This is a genomic window from Pseudomonas putida (assembly GCF_001636055.1).
Taxonomy (GTDB): Bacteria; Pseudomonadota; Gammaproteobacteria; order Pseudomonadales; family Pseudomonadaceae; genus Aquipseudomonas; species Aquipseudomonas machongensis.
Map to the genome: position 1 here is coordinate 3,501,692 of NZ_CP011789.1, position 15,332 is coordinate 3,517,023.

The window sequence follows — 15,332 nt, forward strand, 5'->3', positions numbered from 1 at the left end:
CTGGCGATTCCGCAACACGCGGGCAGATGTGAAAAATTTGTCGATTTTTTGGCATACCACGCTTTCGGGGCGCGACAAATCCTGACAGACTTATTGCCAATCATTCTCATAAGCACTAGCAACAAGGATATCCAGGCATGACCCCTGCTGCTCCGCCTCGTCGTTTCGCGCTCAACCTGCTGACCCTGGCCATCGGTTTCAGCACCCTGCCCCATGCCATGGCTGACGACCAGCAACCACCCGCAACGCTGGAACTGGGCGCCACCGAGATCAGCGACAACCGGCTGGGCAGCACCACCGAAGGCAGCACGTCCTACACCACCGGCGCCATGAACACCGCGACCAAGCTGCCGTTGACCATGCGCGAGACCCCGCAGGCGGTCACCGTGATCACCCGTCAGCGCATGGACGACCAGAACATGACCAGCATCAACGACGTGGCCCGCTACACCCCGGGGCTGTTCCTCAACCAGTCCAGCGGCCCCGGCCGCCAGAGCTACACCGCCCGAGGCTTCGACGTCGACAACCTGATGTACGACGGCATCCCAAGCGCCTATACCGGTTGGGTGGTTGGCGCCCAACCGAACCTGGCGATGTTCGACCGCGTCGAAGTGGTTCGCGGCTCCACCGGTCTGGTCACAGGCGCCGGTACACCATCAGCGGCCATCAACCTGGTGCGCAAGCGCCCACTGGCCGAACAGAAAGTCACCGTCACCGGCGCGGCCGGTAGCTGGGACAACTACCGCGGCGAGCTCGACGCCTCCAGCCCGCTCAACGACAGCGGCACGCTGCGCGGCCGGATAGTGACCTCCTACCGCGACGCCAACGGATTCCGTGATGGTCAGGAAGAAAACCATGGGCTGTTCTATGCCATCAGCGAAGCCGACCTGAGCGACGACACCACCTTGACCCTGGGCTTTTCGCACCAGAAGGACAAGACCAATTTCTTCTGGGGGGCCATCCCGACCGACCTCAGCGGCCATCACCTGGATGTGTCGCGTTCGTACAACCCCGGCACCGACTGGGAAGACAAGGACCAGGAGATCAACACCCTCTTCGCCGAAGTGCGCCACCACCTGGCCAATGACTGGAAGCTGCAGGTCAACGCCAACTACAGCGAGCAGAACGCACTGTTCCGCGGTTCTTACCTGTCGCGCTGGAACACCGCCAAGACCCTGAGCAGGACGGTCTACCAGTCCGCGCACGACGAGAACCAACTGGGTCTCGACGCCTTCGCCAGTGGCCCCTTCGAGCTGCTGGGCCGCAGCCATGAATTGGTGCTGGGTGCCAGCAAGCGCATCTACGACATGAACGAGCGCGAATACAGCCCCTATGACACCGACTATCCGCTCGATAGCGGCAAGCCGAACTTCCTGCACACTGGCAACAGTCGCTACCTGATCAACCAGGAAGGCGTCTACGCCACCACCCGCCTGAGCCTGGCAGACCCGCTCAAGCTGATTCTCGGCGGACGCCTGGACTGGTACGACTACGACCAGCGAGACAACAACGACGGCGACTACAAGGTGACCCGCAACGTCACTCGCTACGGCGGCCTGATCTATGACCTGGACGAGCATCACTCGGTGTATGTGAGCTACACCGACATCTTCACTCCGCAGAGCGGCAAGGATGTCTCCGGCAAGCCGATCATCCCGATCGTCGGCAAGAACTATGAAGTCGGCATCAAGGGCGAATATTTCGACGGTGCCCTGAACGCCAGCCTTGCGGTGTTCCGTATCGACCAGGAAAACCGTCAGGTCCAGATCGGCGCGGCCAACTGCCCGCAGATGACCTGCTATGAAGCCTCGGGCGAGGTACGCAGCCAAGGTATCGATTTCGAACTCCAGGGCGCACTGACCGACCATTGGCAGATCGGCACCGGCTACACCTACGCCCGCGTGCACACCATCAAGGACGAGAACAACCCCGCGAGCGTCAACAAGCCGCTCAACTCCGACACACCCGAACACCAGTTCAAGCTGTTCACCACCTACCGCTTCCAGGGCCCACTGGAAAAACTGCGAGTGGGCGGCGGCATCACCTGGCAGAGCCGTATGTACAACGACATCCCGGTCAATGGCGGCAACTATCGGTTGGTACAAGGTAGCTACGCAGTCACCGACCTGTTGGCCGGCTACCAGGTCAACCAGCATCTGGACCTGCAGCTCAACGCCAACAACATCTTCGACAGGAAGTACTACTCGTCCATTTCGAAGTCGGTGGACTACGGCGGCGACACCTTCGGCGATCCACGCAACCTGATGCTGACGGCCAAGTACAGCTTCTGACCCTCGCGGGCTGGCGGGCCAGGCCTGTCAGCCCCTGATCGCGCGCTCGATCGTGGCGATGTCGATCTTGTCCATCTTCATCATCGCCTCGAACGCCCGCTTGGCTGCCGCACGGTCGCTACCGCCGACCGCGTCGGTCAGCACCCGCGGGCTGATCTGCCACGACAGCCCCCATTTATCCTTGCACCAGCCGCACACGCTGGCCTGGCCACCGTTATCGATGATCGCGTGCCAGTAGCGATCGGTCTCGGCCTGGTCGTCAGTGGCCACCTGGAACGAAAACGCCTCGGAATGCTTGAACGCGGCCCCACCATTGAGGCCCAGGCACGGGATGCCCATCACGATGAACTCCACCGTAAGCACATCACCCTCCTTGCCCGAGGGATAGTCACCCGGCGCCTTGTGCACGGCCACCACACGGCTGTCGGGGAAGGTGTCGGCGTAGAACTGCGCCGCCGCCTCGGCATCGCTGTCGAACCACAGACAGATGGTGTTCTTGCTGGGCATGGCGCGCTCCCGGATCGGTGGATGATCCTGAGCAGTCTAGCCGGGCCCGTCACAGGTAGCTGACGAGGGCGACACACGGAAAACTCGGAATTTTCCTACGCAAGAAACGGAAAGCGAGAAGTCGAAATTGGGACTTCCCCGTCGCAACATTGCCACCGCGGCTGATTGATAGCCGTTCGAACATCTCTGGCATATCAACGACAAGGAAGCCCCACATGGACATACGCGAACTGCCGGGCAACGACGCCTGGGATTACGGTATCAGCCTCGACAAACATGTCCTCTACAGCGTGCCGGTCGGCGAAAACGCCCAAGGCTACATGCAGTTCGACACCACCCGCACCGCCATCGGCGAGGCTGTGTTCCAGCTCAAGTACCGCGACGACTACGACCTGGTGGACTTCCTCGCAGAATCTGTCGCCCATGCGATACAGAATGTCCCGGTGGATGTCGTGCTGCCCATGCCCGCCAGCCGCCAGCGTACTCGCCAGCCCGTGCACGCGGTGGCAGAACGGGTAGCCCAGCTGCTGGAGCTCGAGTACTGCGACCAGACACTGATCAAGCACAGCAGCACCGTCGCAATGAAAGACCTGGCGACCTATGAGGAGCGTTGCGCTGCGCTGCAAGGTTGCTTTATCACCCACGACAAACTCCACCCGTGCAATATCCTGCTGATCGACGACCTGTTCGACACTGGCGCCTCGCTGGAAGCCGCCTGTACCGCCTTGCGCGGATACGCTAGCATCCGCTCAATTGCAGTCGTCACCCTTACACGGAGGCATTGATGCCGAAGGTTTTCATCTCCGGCTCGATCACGCTCAAGCGTCTCGACTCCCAGGTCGAGGCGCGGCTCGACAATATCGTTGCCAGCGGCCATGAAGTGCTGGTCGGTGATGCCGCAGGCGTGGACCAATGCGTGCAGCAGTATTTCGCCAATCGCCAGTACGCCGCCGTTACGGTGTACTGCACCGGTGACACGCCTCGCCACAACCTTGGAGCATGGCCACTCGTGGCTGTCTGCCCACCCGCCAATGCCAGGGGTCGCGCGTTCTACACCGCCAAGGACCTGGAAATGGCCGAAGCAGCGGATTTCGGCCTGATGATCTGGGACGGCAAAAGCCCCGGCACCTTGAGCAACGTCTTCGAACTGCTGGACAGAGCCCGGAAGTCGGTGGTTTACCGTCAGGCCGCGGGATTGTTCTGCAACGTCCATTGTCTGGACGATCTGCAGGCGCTCATCGCCCAGATGGACGAGCCGGCTCGCCTGGAGGCCGACAAGAAGGTCGGCTTGTCCAGGCGGATCGAACGGCTCTCGAGGAAAGTCGAAGATCCGGTAGCCATTCGTCAGCAGATCGATGAACACCTCACGGCCATCGCCCGTCACCAACGCCGGGTGGCCGAGTTGCAAGCCAAGCTGGACGCGATCTCTACATCCACCGGCGCCGACCTGTTCTCCTGAAGGCAACCGGCCGGGCGCCGGTTGCCTGTGGAAAGGTTTGAACAATCAGCCCGCACACGACTCAATACGGGATTGACGCCCTTTTCGGACATCCGTACGATTTATTCGTACATCCGTACGAAATTATTCCAGCGAGTCTGTACCATGCCTGCCACCCACCGCCTGGCCCGCTACGCCTTGTATCTGCTGTTTCTGCTTCCTGGCCTGACCCTCGCCAGTTGGGTCACCCGCACCCCAGCACTGCGCGACGGCCTGTCGGCCTCCACCGAACAGATGGGGATGATCCTGTTTGGATTTTCAGCCGGAGCGATGTGCGGGATTCTCAGTGCCGGACGCCTGATCACCCGCTTCGGTGCGCACCGAATGATGCGCATCGGCCTGCTCGGCCTGTCCGCCGGCATGCTGGTGCTCGCCGGCAGCAGCGAGTTGGCCAGTGCCTGGTGCGCCTTTGCCGGGCTGTTCATCTACGGCATCGGCATGGGCTGGGCGGACATCGCAGTGAACATCGAAGGTGCCGCCGTGGAGCGGGAAATCGATGCGCCGATCATGACCACCCTGCACGGATTCTTCAGCCTCGGTACCCTGGTGGGCGCGCTGGCCGGCATGGGCATGACTGCGCTGCAGGTCCCCCTGGACCTGCACCTGGTCGTCGCGGCACTGCTTTCGGCCGGCGTGACCCTGGCCCTCGTCCCCCACGCCCCTCGGGCCAGTGAACGGGCAACGAACCAACCGACAACGCAGGCAGCCGAGTTTGCCTGGGGCGCCCTGCTCAGCGACCGGCGCCTGTTGCTGATCGGTTTCGTGGTGCTGGCCATGGCGCTGGCCGAGGGTGCAGCCAATGACTGGCTGCCGCTGCTGATGATCGACGGCCACGGATTCGCAGAAACCACCGGCACGCTGATCTACCTGGTGTTCACCATGGGCATGACCCTGGGTCGATTCGCCGGAGCGCCGGTGGTACGCCGCTTTGGCCGGGCGCTCACCTTGCGTGCCAGCGCACTGCTGGGTGCAGGCAGCCTGGCGCTGGTGGTGTTCTGCGAGGTGCCATGGATCGCCGCAGCCGCGGTGATGCTCTGGGGCATTGGCGCATCGCTGGGTTTCCCCCTGGCGATCTCGGCAGCCGGGGAAAGCGGTGCACACAGCGATCAGCGGGTAAGGCTGGCGGCAACGGCGGGGTACCTGGCGTTTCTGGTCGGCCCGCCCTTGCTGGGTTTCATCGGCGAGCATCATGGCTTGCGCCTGGCGATGCTGCCGGTCCTGACATTGGTGGCCCTGGCGTTCGTCGTGGCATCGGCGCTACGCGAGCAAGCCCCGTTGCCTGCCGATACCTGCGAGAAGGCCAGCTGAGGGGTTATCGCCGTGCAGCCAGCAAGCCAAGCCCTGCACACCCCAGCAACGAGGCGCTGATCCGATTGAACAGCCGCCGTGGCCGCGGCTGATTGAACCAGCGCTGCAGGTAGGCACCCAGCGCCGCATAGATCGCGATCGCCGCCCACTCCAGCAACAGGAACAACAACCCCAGCCAAAGGAACTGCTCGCCCACGGGAGTGGGACTGCCGATCGACACGAACTGCGGCAGGAAGGCCGTGAATATGAGAATCGCCTTCGGGTTGCCCGCCGCCACCCAGAACTCCTGCCGTGCCAGGCGCCAGATACCGCGGGGCTGCCCGCCGGCATGGGGCGCCTCCGCCACGGGCGCCCGCCACAACTGCCAGGCGATATAGAACAGGTAGGCCGCGCCCACGAGCTTGATGCTCAAGAACAGGTATTCGCTGGTATGCAGCACCACCGCCAGCCCCATCGCCGCCAAGGCGATCATGCCGCTGAAGGCGAGGATGCGCCCGCTTCCTGCCAGGCAGGCAGTGCGCAAGCCGTGGCGGCTGGCGTTGTGCAACGACAGCAGGTTGTTGGGTCCCGGCGCCATATTGAGGGCGAAGCAGGCGGGGATGAACAGCAACAGGCTCGAAAGGTCCATTGTTTTTCTCCATGCGGACCCCGGTAGCCTTGCGCCCTGGCGCCATGCGGTCAAGCACAGTGGCGTGGTCATTCGCCGGCACAGCGAGTCCGGGGCTGCGACGCAGCCCCTGCCCGCCTCAGATCCTGCGTCGTGCCTTCAGCCCCGGGATGGTAGTGGCTGCGATCTCGACCTGCGGCTTTTCCCACCCGGTACTGGCCGCCAGGCCTGCCAGCGTCGGCTGGCGGAACAAGGTGCGTGCGTCGGCTTGCAACCCCGCCTGGCGCATGCGCGCCACCAGATTCACCGCCAGCAGTGAATGCCCGCCCAGTTCGAAGAAGTTGTCGTCGCGCCCAACCTGCTCGACTTTCAGCACTTCGCTCCAGATCTGCGCCAGGGTCTGCTCCAGCGCGTTGCGTGGCGCCACGTAGGCGCGGCTGATCACCGACTCCGCACCTGGCTCGGGCAGTGCTTTGCGGTCGATCTTGCCGTTGGGGCTCAGCGGCATGTCGGCCAGGGCGACGAAGGCCGAGGGCACCATGTACTCCGGCAGTCGCGCCAACAGGTGGCTACGCAACGTATCCAGCGCCGGAGCGGGTTGCCCCTCTCGGCAGGTGAAATAGGCGACCAGGCGCTCGTCGCGCACCAGGACCACAGTCTGGCCCAGCGCGGGATGCCCACCCAGCAGTGCCTCGATTTCACCGAGCTCGACACGCAAACCGCGCAGCTTGACCTGGAAATCGTTGCGCCCGAGGAACTCCAGCTCGCCATCCTCGCGATAGCGCACCAGGTCCCCGGTACGGTACAGCCGATCGCCCTCGACGAACGGGCTGTCGATGAAGCGCTCGGCCTGCAGCGTCGGCAATCCCAAATAGCCGCGCGCCACTCCGACCCCGCCGATGTGCAGCTCTCCCGCCACGCCCAGCGGCACCGGCCGGTCGTGGGCATCGAGCACGTAGAGCCGGGTATTGGCGATCGCCCGACCGATCGGTGGTGGCGTGCGCGGCAGCGGCTGATCGGGTTCGAGCGTCCAGGCCGTGCTGTCGACCGTAGCCTCGGTCGGCCCATAGACATTGTGCAAGCGCACCCGGGGCAGGCGCCGGCGCACGCTGGCAGCCAGCGCCAGGGTCAACTCACCCCCGCCACAGAAGATGTCGGTCAGGCTCGTACAGCGTTCGACGCCCGGCTGCTCGAGAAACTGGTGCAACAACGCTGGGACGAACTTGATCGTGGTCACCTGGCGAGCCTGGACCAGCTGCACCAGGTAAGCCGGATCGCGATGACCGTCGGGGCGAGCCAGCACCAGGCGCAGACCCGCGCACAACGGCCAGAACAACTCCCAGACCGAACCGTCGAAGCTGAATGGCGCACGCTGCAACAGCGCGTCACCCGGACGCGGCGGACAGATGCGCGAGCCCCAGTGCATGAGGTTGCCCAGCCCGCGGTGCTCGATCATCACGCCTTTGGGCATGCCGGTCGAGCCGGAGGTGTACATCACGTAGGCAAGGTTCGAAGGCGTCAACGCCGGCACCTCAGGGGCCTCGGCAGGCTGCGCTTGCCAGCCTCCGTGGTCGAGATCCACCAGCGGCACCGCCAACGGATCGAACAGGCCACGTGTCGCCCCATGGACCAACACTGCCAGCGGTGTACTGTCCTCGACCATGTAGCGCAGGCGTTCATCCGGGTAACCAGGATCCAACGGCACGTAGGCACCGCCGGCCTTGAGCACGCCCAGCAGCCCGACCAGCAGCGACAGGCCGCGCTCGATGCAGACGCCGACACGTGTGTCAGGCTGTACGCCCAGGGCCACCAGGTGATGGGCCAGACGGTTGGCCTGCTCGTCGAGCTCACGGTAGCTCAGCGCCGCCTCGTCGGTCTGCAGCGCCACCGCGTCCGGCGTGCGCAGCACCTGGGCCTGGAACAGCGCCGGCAGGGTCTGGTGCATCAACTCGTGGGGCTCCTCGGTGGCATTGAGTTCGTGCAGCAGCCGTTGCAGCTCGTTCTCAGGCACACTGCACAACTGTTCGATCGGTGCCGAACCGCCCTGCTCCAGCGCCTCGACCAGGCCCTCGAGGGTACGCTTGAGGTAGGCCAGCACACGCGCTGCACCTAACGCTCGCGGCGCGCGAACGTTCAGGTGCAAGGCCTCGACCTGATCATCCACCGACAGCACCAGCGCATGGCTGTGTACTTCGCTGGCTTCCAGCAAGCGGGCACCTGGCAATGTCGATTGCCCTGCCACCAGCCCATGGCGGAAATTGATCAGGCTGTTGAACAGCGGCACACCCGCTGGCAGCCCGCTGCAACGCTGAGCCAGCAGCAAGGGTGCATCTTCGTGGCCCAACAGCGCGGCAAGCCCGGCATGGGTGTCGGCCAGTGCCTGCGCCACGCTGCGCCCCGCCAGGCTCACCCGCAGGGGCAAGCTGTTGATGAACATGCCCAACGCCCGATCGGCCCCCTCGCCCGCCATCATCCGCCCCAGCAACACGCTGCCGAACACCACGTCGTCACGACCGCCCAGTGCCCCCAGCACCTGTGCCCAAGCCAGGTGGAAAAGGCTGGCCAGGCCAACATCCTGCTGCCGGGCCAGGCGGCGCAAGGCCTCGGTCAGCACGAGCGGAACCTCATGCGCAAGGCTCTCCAGCGCGCCCACCTGCACCTGATCCTCGACCATGCCCGGCAACGTCGGCGGTGCCTCGACACCTGCCAGCAATGCCCGCAGGAACGCCTCGTGCCCTTGCTGCCGCGCCTCGGCGCCGCTGAGCGCGACATAGTTGCGATAAGGCACAGGCGCCGGCAGCGTATGACCCTGATCGCTCATCAGGGCCCGCAGCTCACCGAGCAACACCTGCACCGACACGGCATCGTTGACCAGATGGTGGAAACGCAACAGCCCCAACCAACGACCGTGCTCACGGTCTTCGGCGCCCGCCAGCGCCATCATCGGCGCACGACGCAGGTCCAGCGGGCGTTGCGCCGCAGAGTAATGCGCAGCCAACGCCTGCGCCGTATCGTCAGGCCCGGCCCGCAATACCTCCACGGGCAATTGCGCCTGACGCCAGACCACCTGCTGCGGTTGTTCGAGCCCTTCCCAGGCCAGGCTGGTGCGCAGGATGTCGTGACGCTCGACGACCTGTTGCAACGCGTGGGCGAATGCCTCGAATGCCGTCTGGTCGGTAAAGGCGAACAGCGCCTGTTGCTGATAAGGATCATGGCTGTCGCGCAGGTGGTGATAGAGCAGCCCCTGCTGCAAAGGCGCCAAGGGGTAGATTTCCTGCACATTGCCCGCACCACCCGGTATCCCCGCGACGATGGCGTCGATCTCGCCCTGGGTCAGCGACGCCAGGCTGAGCAGCGCCGGCGTGATGTGGCTGCAATCAACAGGCACACGGTTGTCTTCCACCTGAGCGAGCGAACGCTGGCTGGCCGCGGCAAGGCTTGCCAGGGTCGGCTGGCCGAACAGGACCTGCACGTCAGCCTGCAGGCCCTGCTGGCGCATGCGCTCGACCAGTTGCACTGCCAGCAACGAGTGGCCGCCCAACTCGAAGAAGTGATCGTGACGACCAATGCGCTGGACTCCCAGCAGCTCGCTCCAGAGTGCCGCCAGGCGTACCTCCACGTCGCCGCGAGGTGCTTCATGGGCGCGGCGTACCGACGCGGTTTCATCCAGGGCCGGCAAGGCGCGGCGGTCGAGCTTGCCATTGGCGGTCAGCGGCCAGTGGTCGACGCGCTGGTAGCCGACCGGCAGCAGGGCTACAGGCAGAAGCCCGCGCAGGTGCTCATGCAGGTCGCCGGGGGTGACCGCATCTCCGATGAACCAGGCCTGCAGTTGGCCATCGCGCAGCAGTACCACTGCTTCACGCACCTGTCCGTGGCTGGTCAGCGCAGCCTCGATTTCGCCGAGTTCGACACGCACACCGCGGATCTTCACCTGATCGTCGTTGCGCCCCAGGTATTCAAGCGTGCCGTCGGCAAGCCAGCGCACCCGGTCGCCGGTGCGGTACATCCGTGCGCCGGCTTCGTCACTGAACGGATCGTCCAGGAAACGCTCGGCGGTCATCTGCGGGCGATTCAGGTAGCCGCGAGCGACACCCAGGCCTGCTACGTAGAGCTCACCCGGTACGCCGACCGGCAATGGCTTGAGCTGCGCATCGAGCACATACAACCGTGTATTGGCCACAGGCGTGCCGATATGCAGCACTCCACCCGCCATTACCCGCCCGGAGCTGGCGACCACCGTGGCTTCGGTAGGGCCGTAGTTGTTGATGACCGCATAGGCCCGCTCACGCGACAGGCTGCGCAGCCGGTCGCCCCCCACCAGCAGGGTGCGCAGGGTCGGATGATCATGCTGGGTGAACGCATGTTCGGCCACCGGTGTTGGCAGGAAACTGACCTGCAGTGGCTGGGCACGCCACCAGCGCAGCAGCTTGTCGATATCCTCGCCACCTTCGCTGGTAGGCGCCAGGTGCAGCGTCGCACCCGCGCACAAGGCTGGCCAGACCTCCCAAGCCATGGCATCGAAACCAAAACCAGCGAGGCTCGACGTGTGCCCGCCGACGCCCAGGTCAAACGTCTCGCAATGCCAGTCGACCAGGTTGGCCAGCATGCGGTGTTCGACCATCACCCCCTTGGGTTGGCCGGTGGAGCCTGAGGTGTAGATCACATAGACCAGGCTCTCGGCCACAAGCCCCGCCACGCGAGGATTGTCCAAGGTGGTCGCGGCTGCCGGGCAGGCGTCGAGTTCGATCAACGGCAGTGCATGGCGTGGCAGACGCGCCAGCAGATCCCGCTGTGTCAGCAGTGCCACGGGTGCGCTGTCTTCGAGCAGGTATGCGATGCGCTCACGCGGATGTGCTGGGTCGATCGGTACGTAGGCCGCACCCGCCTTGAGTATCGCCAGCAGGCCCACAAGAGTATCCAGGCCACGGCGGGCAACCACCGCAACGCGCTGCTCGGGCCTCACACCTCGCTCGATCAGACGCAGGGCCAGTGCATTCGCGCGCTGATTCAGCTCGCCGTAACTCAGGCTGCGCTCTTCGTGCACGGCGGCGATGGCCTCTGGCATCAGCGCCGCGTGTGCCTCGATTCGGCGATGCACGAGCGGCTCGCCAACTGCACGCCCCGTCGCGTTCCATGCCTGCATCTGGCGATGCTCGGCAGGTGTCGGCAGATCGAAATCGGCAACCGCCAACGCGGGTGTCGCCAAGCCTTGATCCAGCACGTGCAGCAGCCGCTGTGCCAACGCCTCGGCCTCGTCGCTCGCCAGCCAGGCGCGGTGATGCACCAGGTGCAACCAGGCCTTGTCGTTATGGCGGTTGCTGCGCAGATGGATGGCCAAGGGCGTGGATTCGTGGCTGTTGGAGACCTTCACCGTGTGGGCGCTGGCCGCGCCGTAACGGTAGTCGTGATCGTCCTGCTCGTAGGAGACCGACACCTCGAACAGTTGCCCGCGCTCTTCGCGCAACAGGCCCAGTGCTCGGTTCAGCTCGCTCACGGCCAGCCGCTGATGGCGAAAATCGCGGCGCAGGGTGTCGCGTATCGCGACCACCAGTTCGGCGAAACCCAGTGCCGGAGAGAACGCCAACGGCACCGCGCTGACCTGCACGAAGGTACCCAGCGTAGCCTTGAAACGTGCGCCGCCACGATTGAGCAGCGGCAGGCCCACCACCCAATCCTCGCGTTGTGCGCTGCGAGAGAACAGCACATGCAGTGCAGCCAGCAGTACATGGAACGCCGAGGCCTGGTGAGCTTCGGCCAGGCGCTTCATGCGATCGTGCAACACATCGGGGAACGCCTGAACCCAGGTGCGCGAAGGTGCTTCATCGGTGGCTCGACGGTAAGGGTGACGCGCTGCCAGCAGCGGCTCCGGCACGCTGGCGAAGCGCTTGAGCCAGTAGGCGCGATCGCGGGCCTGGCGAATCGAGCCCTGGTACTGGCGGTCTTCGTCGATGAAGTCGGCATAACCGGCCTGGGCCCGTGGCGCCTCGCCGCCTTCGAGCAGCGCGGTGTAATGCTCGCCCAGTGCCTTGAGCATCTGGCCGAAGCCCCAGCCGTCGAGAATCAGGTGATGGGCCTGGGTTGCCAGCCAATGGTGCTCCGGCCCCAGGCGAATCAGGGCAAAACGCAGCAGTGCCGTGCCGTCGAAGCGATAACCCTGGCCCATTTGCGCCTGAATCAATGCCGTGGCCGCCGCTGCCGGGTCAGCTTCAGCCGACAGGTCCAGCAGGGGCAATGCCAAGGTGGCATGCTCGGCGAAGCGCTGCACAGGGAGGCCGTCGGCCCCGGCACCTGGCAGCAGCTCGGTGCGCAACACCGGGTTGGCCGCCACCAGTTGCTGCAACGCTTGGCGCAGGGTGTCCGGCCGCAGGTCGCCCGTGAGTTCGACATAGCCGCCGATGGTATAGAGCGGAGAATCGCCGTTGCTCAACTGGTCGAGCCAGATGTCCCGTTGAGCGCTGGTCAGGGGGTAGGTATCGGCGGCAGGCATGGGCTGGGAGGGTCCTTCTCCGTTGATCGTCCGCGGATTCAAGCATCGCTTCCCTACCCTGTATGGCCCCGGAAACCCGGACAGTCGCCCGCGCATCCTCGGTCGCTGATTTTTCTGTAGGAAATCAGCTACATATCAACCCCTTCGATAGCCTACCCGCAGGGCCAACCGTGGCAAACGTGATGGCAACAGCAGCTTTATGACGTCAATTTGCCGACTACTGCCGAAACATCTGCATTTAGTCTGTCCGAATCATCCCCCCACTTTGTCCGATTTGATGCCATTTTCTGTCCCCGGTTTCCACTACAGACGCAGGCGCCAGGCCCAGGCTTGAATAGCGCCACCCTCGACCGGCCAAGGCGTAAGGCCATTCGCCACCCCGCCTGCGCAGTACCCGATTCAAGGATGAATAGGACATGAAGCTGACCCGCAGCCTCGAACATCACCACGACGCGCGCCTCTACCTGCAACTGGGAGAGCTGATCGCCAGCACCGGCGAGGATCATTTTGCCGAGCGCATGCTCCGGCTGGTGGACAGCCTGGTGCCAGTGCACCGGCTCGACCTGAGCGAGTGGACCCTGGATGCCCGACAGACCGGCGTCAGTCGGGTCAAGGTGCTGGGCGGCGCGGGGCTTGCCCAGGAGTTTCCTCCACCTGATCAGCCCAACCACCCGCTGCTGCAGAACATCCTGCAGATGAACGATCCCTTGCTCATTCAGGTAAAGGCGCCTCACGTCACCGGCAACCCGCAATCCAGTGCTCACCAGTGCAACCTGGTGTCGTGCAATGGCGACCGCCGTTGGGTCATCTGCTTCCATCGCCTGCCCAGCCAGATGGCCTTTTCCCTCGGCGAACTGTCGCTGCTCAAATGCCTCTCCGACACCTTGCTGCCTCTGCTTGAACACCATGCGCAGCACCAGGTGCACGTGCAGGGTGAAGGTTCGGCGACGCCCGACACCTTGCGCCACGGCTTCGACGAGCGCCTGGCCCAGGAAGCCGTGCAACTGTCGAGCCGAGAGCAGGAGGTCTGCCTGGGGCTGCTCACCGGTGGCACCGTACCGGAAATGGCCCAACGCCTGAACGTGAAGAACAGTTCGGTGGAAACCTACCTCAAACGCGCCACCGCCAAGCTTGGCGTCAGTGGCCGCCACGGCCTGGCCAGATGGATGGCCGGTGCCTGACCCCAGAGAACCCGCGATGCCCAGATACCCTGCTGCCGTGTTGGCGGTGTTGCTGACCGGCTGCACCCTGGCCCCCGACTATCAACGCCCCGCCCTGCCTGTCGCACCTCGATTCCCACAGGGAGAAGCCAGCCAGGATGCCATGGCACCCAGCCGCCAGCACGACGACTGGCACCAGGTGTTCCAGGATCCGTTGCTGCGCCAACTGATCGACAACGCTCTGCTCAACAACCGCGATCTGCGCGTGGCAGCGCTCAACGTCGAAGCCTATCGTGCGCAGTTTCGTATCCAGCGCTCGGAGTTGCTGCCCAAGGTCTCCGCCGACGCCAAGGGCCAGCGCCAGTACCTGCCGCGACGCATGACCGGGACCGGCGACGGAGCCATCACCCAGACCTACGCCGCCACGCTCGGGGTGAGCGCCTATGAGCTTGACCTGTTCGGCCGCCTGCGCAGCCTGAGTGACAAGGCCTTGCTGACCTATCTCGCCAGCGAACAGGCTCGACGCAGTGTGCAATTGGGGTTGGTGGCCAGCGTGGCGAGCAGCTACATGACCTGGCGAGCCGACCTGGAGCTGCTCGAGCTTTCACGCCAGACCCTGATCGCCGACCAGGAAAGCCTGCGCCTGACCCAGGGTCAGCGTCGCGCCGGCACTGCGTCGGCATTGCAGCAGATCCAGGCGCAGACCAGCGTCGACACCGCTCGTGCCGCAGTAGCCCGCTACCAGCGCCAGGTTGCCCAGGATATCAACCAGCTGACCCTGCTGGTCGGGGCGCCCCTCGATGAGCGTACGCCCAGCCTGCCGCTGGCCTCGCAGCAGATCGTCGGCTTGCCGCCCGGCCTGCCCTCGGCACTGCTGCAACGTCGCCCGGACATCCTGGAAGCCGAATACCAGCTGCGTGCGGCCAATGCCGACATCGGTGCCGCACGGGCAGCGTTCTTTCCCAGCATCAGCCTGACCGCCAACGCAGGCACCAGCAGTCGCGAATTGTCCGGGCTGTTCGACGGCGGCAGCGGAACCTGGTTGTTTCAGCCGCAGATCAACCTGCCGCTGTTCACCGCCGGCAGCCTGCGGGCCAGCCTGGACTATGCGCGCCTGCAAAAGGAAATCGAGGTGGCTCGCTACGAGAAATCGATTCAGGGGGCGTTCCAGGAGGTGTCTGACGGCCTGGCGGCGCGCGCCACTTATCAGCGGCAACTGGTTGCCCAGCGCGACCTGGTGGCCTCCACCCAGCGCTACTACGACCTGGCCCGCAACCGCTACCGCATTGGCGTGGACAGCAGCCTGACCTTTCTCGACGCCCAGCGCTCGCTGTTCAGTGCCCAGCAGGGCTTGATCAACGACCGGCTGGCGCAATTGCTGGCAGAGGTGAACCTCTATGCCGCGTTAGGGGGAGGCTGGACAGACGCGCACTGAAGGCAGGCCGTCGCCCGCGGCCGCGCCTTGGCGCCTGCC

Annotated in this window: 9 protein-coding genes; 6 read left to right on the plus strand and 3 right to left on the minus strand. The window is 64.7% G+C overall.

Annotated features, from left to right (window positions below; all coding sequences use genetic code 11):
* The first annotated feature begins 137 nt into the window (after positions 1-137).
* Positions 138-2,291 (plus strand): TonB-dependent siderophore receptor, encoded by a 2,154-nt coding sequence (locus AB688_RS15475; protein ID WP_063545017.1) that lies wholly within the window; start codon positions 138-140, stop codon positions 2,289-2,291.
* A 27-nt stretch (positions 2,292-2,318) separates the two neighbouring features.
* Here AB688_RS15475 and AB688_RS15480 read toward each other — a convergent pair whose 3' ends face one another.
* Positions 2,319-2,798, minus strand: coding sequence for a VOC family protein (locus AB688_RS15480; protein ID WP_063545018.1), 480 nt, complete (start codon positions 2,796-2,798; stop codon positions 2,319-2,321).
* A 215-nt stretch (positions 2,799-3,013) separates the two neighbouring features.
* Between AB688_RS15480 and AB688_RS15485 the strand changes: the two genes are divergently transcribed.
* The 3 genes from AB688_RS15485 to AB688_RS15495 all read left to right on the plus strand — a co-directional run bounded on the left by AB688_RS15485 (position 3,014) and on the right by AB688_RS15495 (position 5,604).
* Positions 3,014-3,583 carry a ComF family protein gene (locus AB688_RS15485; protein ID WP_063545019.1) on the plus strand — a complete coding sequence of 190 codons (570 nt, stop codon included), beginning with the start codon at positions 3,014-3,016 and terminating at the stop codon, positions 3,581-3,583.
* Positions 3,583-4,257 carry a hypothetical protein gene (locus AB688_RS15490; RefSeq protein WP_054890722.1) on the plus strand — a complete coding sequence of 225 codons (675 nt, stop codon included), beginning with the start codon at positions 3,583-3,585 and terminating at the stop codon, positions 4,255-4,257. The genes AB688_RS15485 and AB688_RS15490 overlap by 1 nt, the downstream gene beginning before the upstream one ends.
* Before the next feature lie 144 nt (positions 4,258-4,401).
* Positions 4,402-5,604, plus strand: coding sequence for an MFS transporter (locus AB688_RS15495; RefSeq protein ID WP_054890723.1), 1,203 nt, complete (start codon positions 4,402-4,404; stop codon positions 5,602-5,604).
* Between the two features lie 4 nt (positions 5,605-5,608).
* Here the strand turns inward: AB688_RS15495 and AB688_RS15500 are convergent, their stop codons facing one another.
* Positions 5,609-6,232 (minus strand): LysE family translocator, encoded by a 624-nt coding sequence (locus AB688_RS15500; RefSeq protein WP_063545020.1) that lies wholly within the window; start codon positions 6,230-6,232, stop codon positions 5,609-5,611.
* Positions 6,233-6,350: 118 nt separating this feature from the next.
* Positions 6,351-12,698: a non-ribosomal peptide synthetase gene (locus AB688_RS15505; RefSeq protein ID WP_063545021.1), complete on the minus strand. Its 6,348-nt coding sequence runs from the start codon at positions 12,696-12,698 to the stop codon at positions 6,351-6,353.
* 416 nt (positions 12,699-13,114) lie between these two features.
* Between AB688_RS15505 and AB688_RS15510 the strand changes: the two genes are divergently transcribed.
* Together AB688_RS15510 and AB688_RS15515 are read left to right on the plus strand one after the other, a co-directional pair.
* A complete protein-coding gene (locus tag AB688_RS15510; protein ID WP_063545022.1) occupies positions 13,115-13,879 on the plus strand; it encodes a helix-turn-helix transcriptional regulator in 765 nt (254 codons plus the stop codon).
* A gap of 16 nt (positions 13,880-13,895) precedes the next feature.
* Complete coding sequence (locus AB688_RS15515) at positions 13,896-15,293, plus strand: efflux transporter outer membrane subunit (protein ID WP_063545023.1); 1,398 nt, start codon at positions 13,896-13,898, stop codon at positions 15,291-15,293.
* Positions 15,294-15,332: the final 39 nt, after the last annotated feature.

What these genes read in the sequence shown, in the direction of transcription:
- AB688_RS15475 (WP_063545017.1), top strand. Translation starts at nt 138, where the DNA reads ATGACCCCTGCTGCTCCGCCTCGTCGTTTCGCGCTCAACCTGCTGACC.
- AB688_RS15480 (WP_063545018.1), bottom strand. Translation starts at nt 2,798, where the DNA reads ATGCCCAGCAAGAACACCATCTGTCTGTGGTTCGACAGCGATGCCGAG.
- AB688_RS15485 (WP_063545019.1), top strand. Translation starts at nt 3,014, where the DNA reads ATGGACATACGCGAACTGCCGGGCAACGACGCCTGGGATTACGGTATC.
- AB688_RS15490 (WP_054890722.1), top strand. Translation starts at nt 3,583, where the DNA reads ATGCCGAAGGTTTTCATCTCCGGCTCGATCACGCTCAAGCGTCTCGAC.
- AB688_RS15495 (WP_054890723.1), top strand. Translation starts at nt 4,402, where the DNA reads ATGCCTGCCACCCACCGCCTGGCCCGCTACGCCTTGTATCTGCTGTTT.
- AB688_RS15500 (WP_063545020.1), bottom strand. Translation starts at nt 6,232, where the DNA reads ATGGACCTTTCGAGCCTGTTGCTGTTCATCCCCGCCTGCTTCGCCCTC.
- AB688_RS15505 (WP_063545021.1), bottom strand. Translation starts at nt 12,698, where the DNA reads ATGCCTGCCGCCGATACCTACCCCCTGACCAGCGCTCAACGGGACATC.
- AB688_RS15510 (WP_063545022.1), top strand. Translation starts at nt 13,115, where the DNA reads ATGAAGCTGACCCGCAGCCTCGAACATCACCACGACGCGCGCCTCTAC.
- AB688_RS15515 (WP_063545023.1), top strand. Translation starts at nt 13,896, where the DNA reads ATGCCCAGATACCCTGCTGCCGTGTTGGCGGTGTTGCTGACCGGCTGC.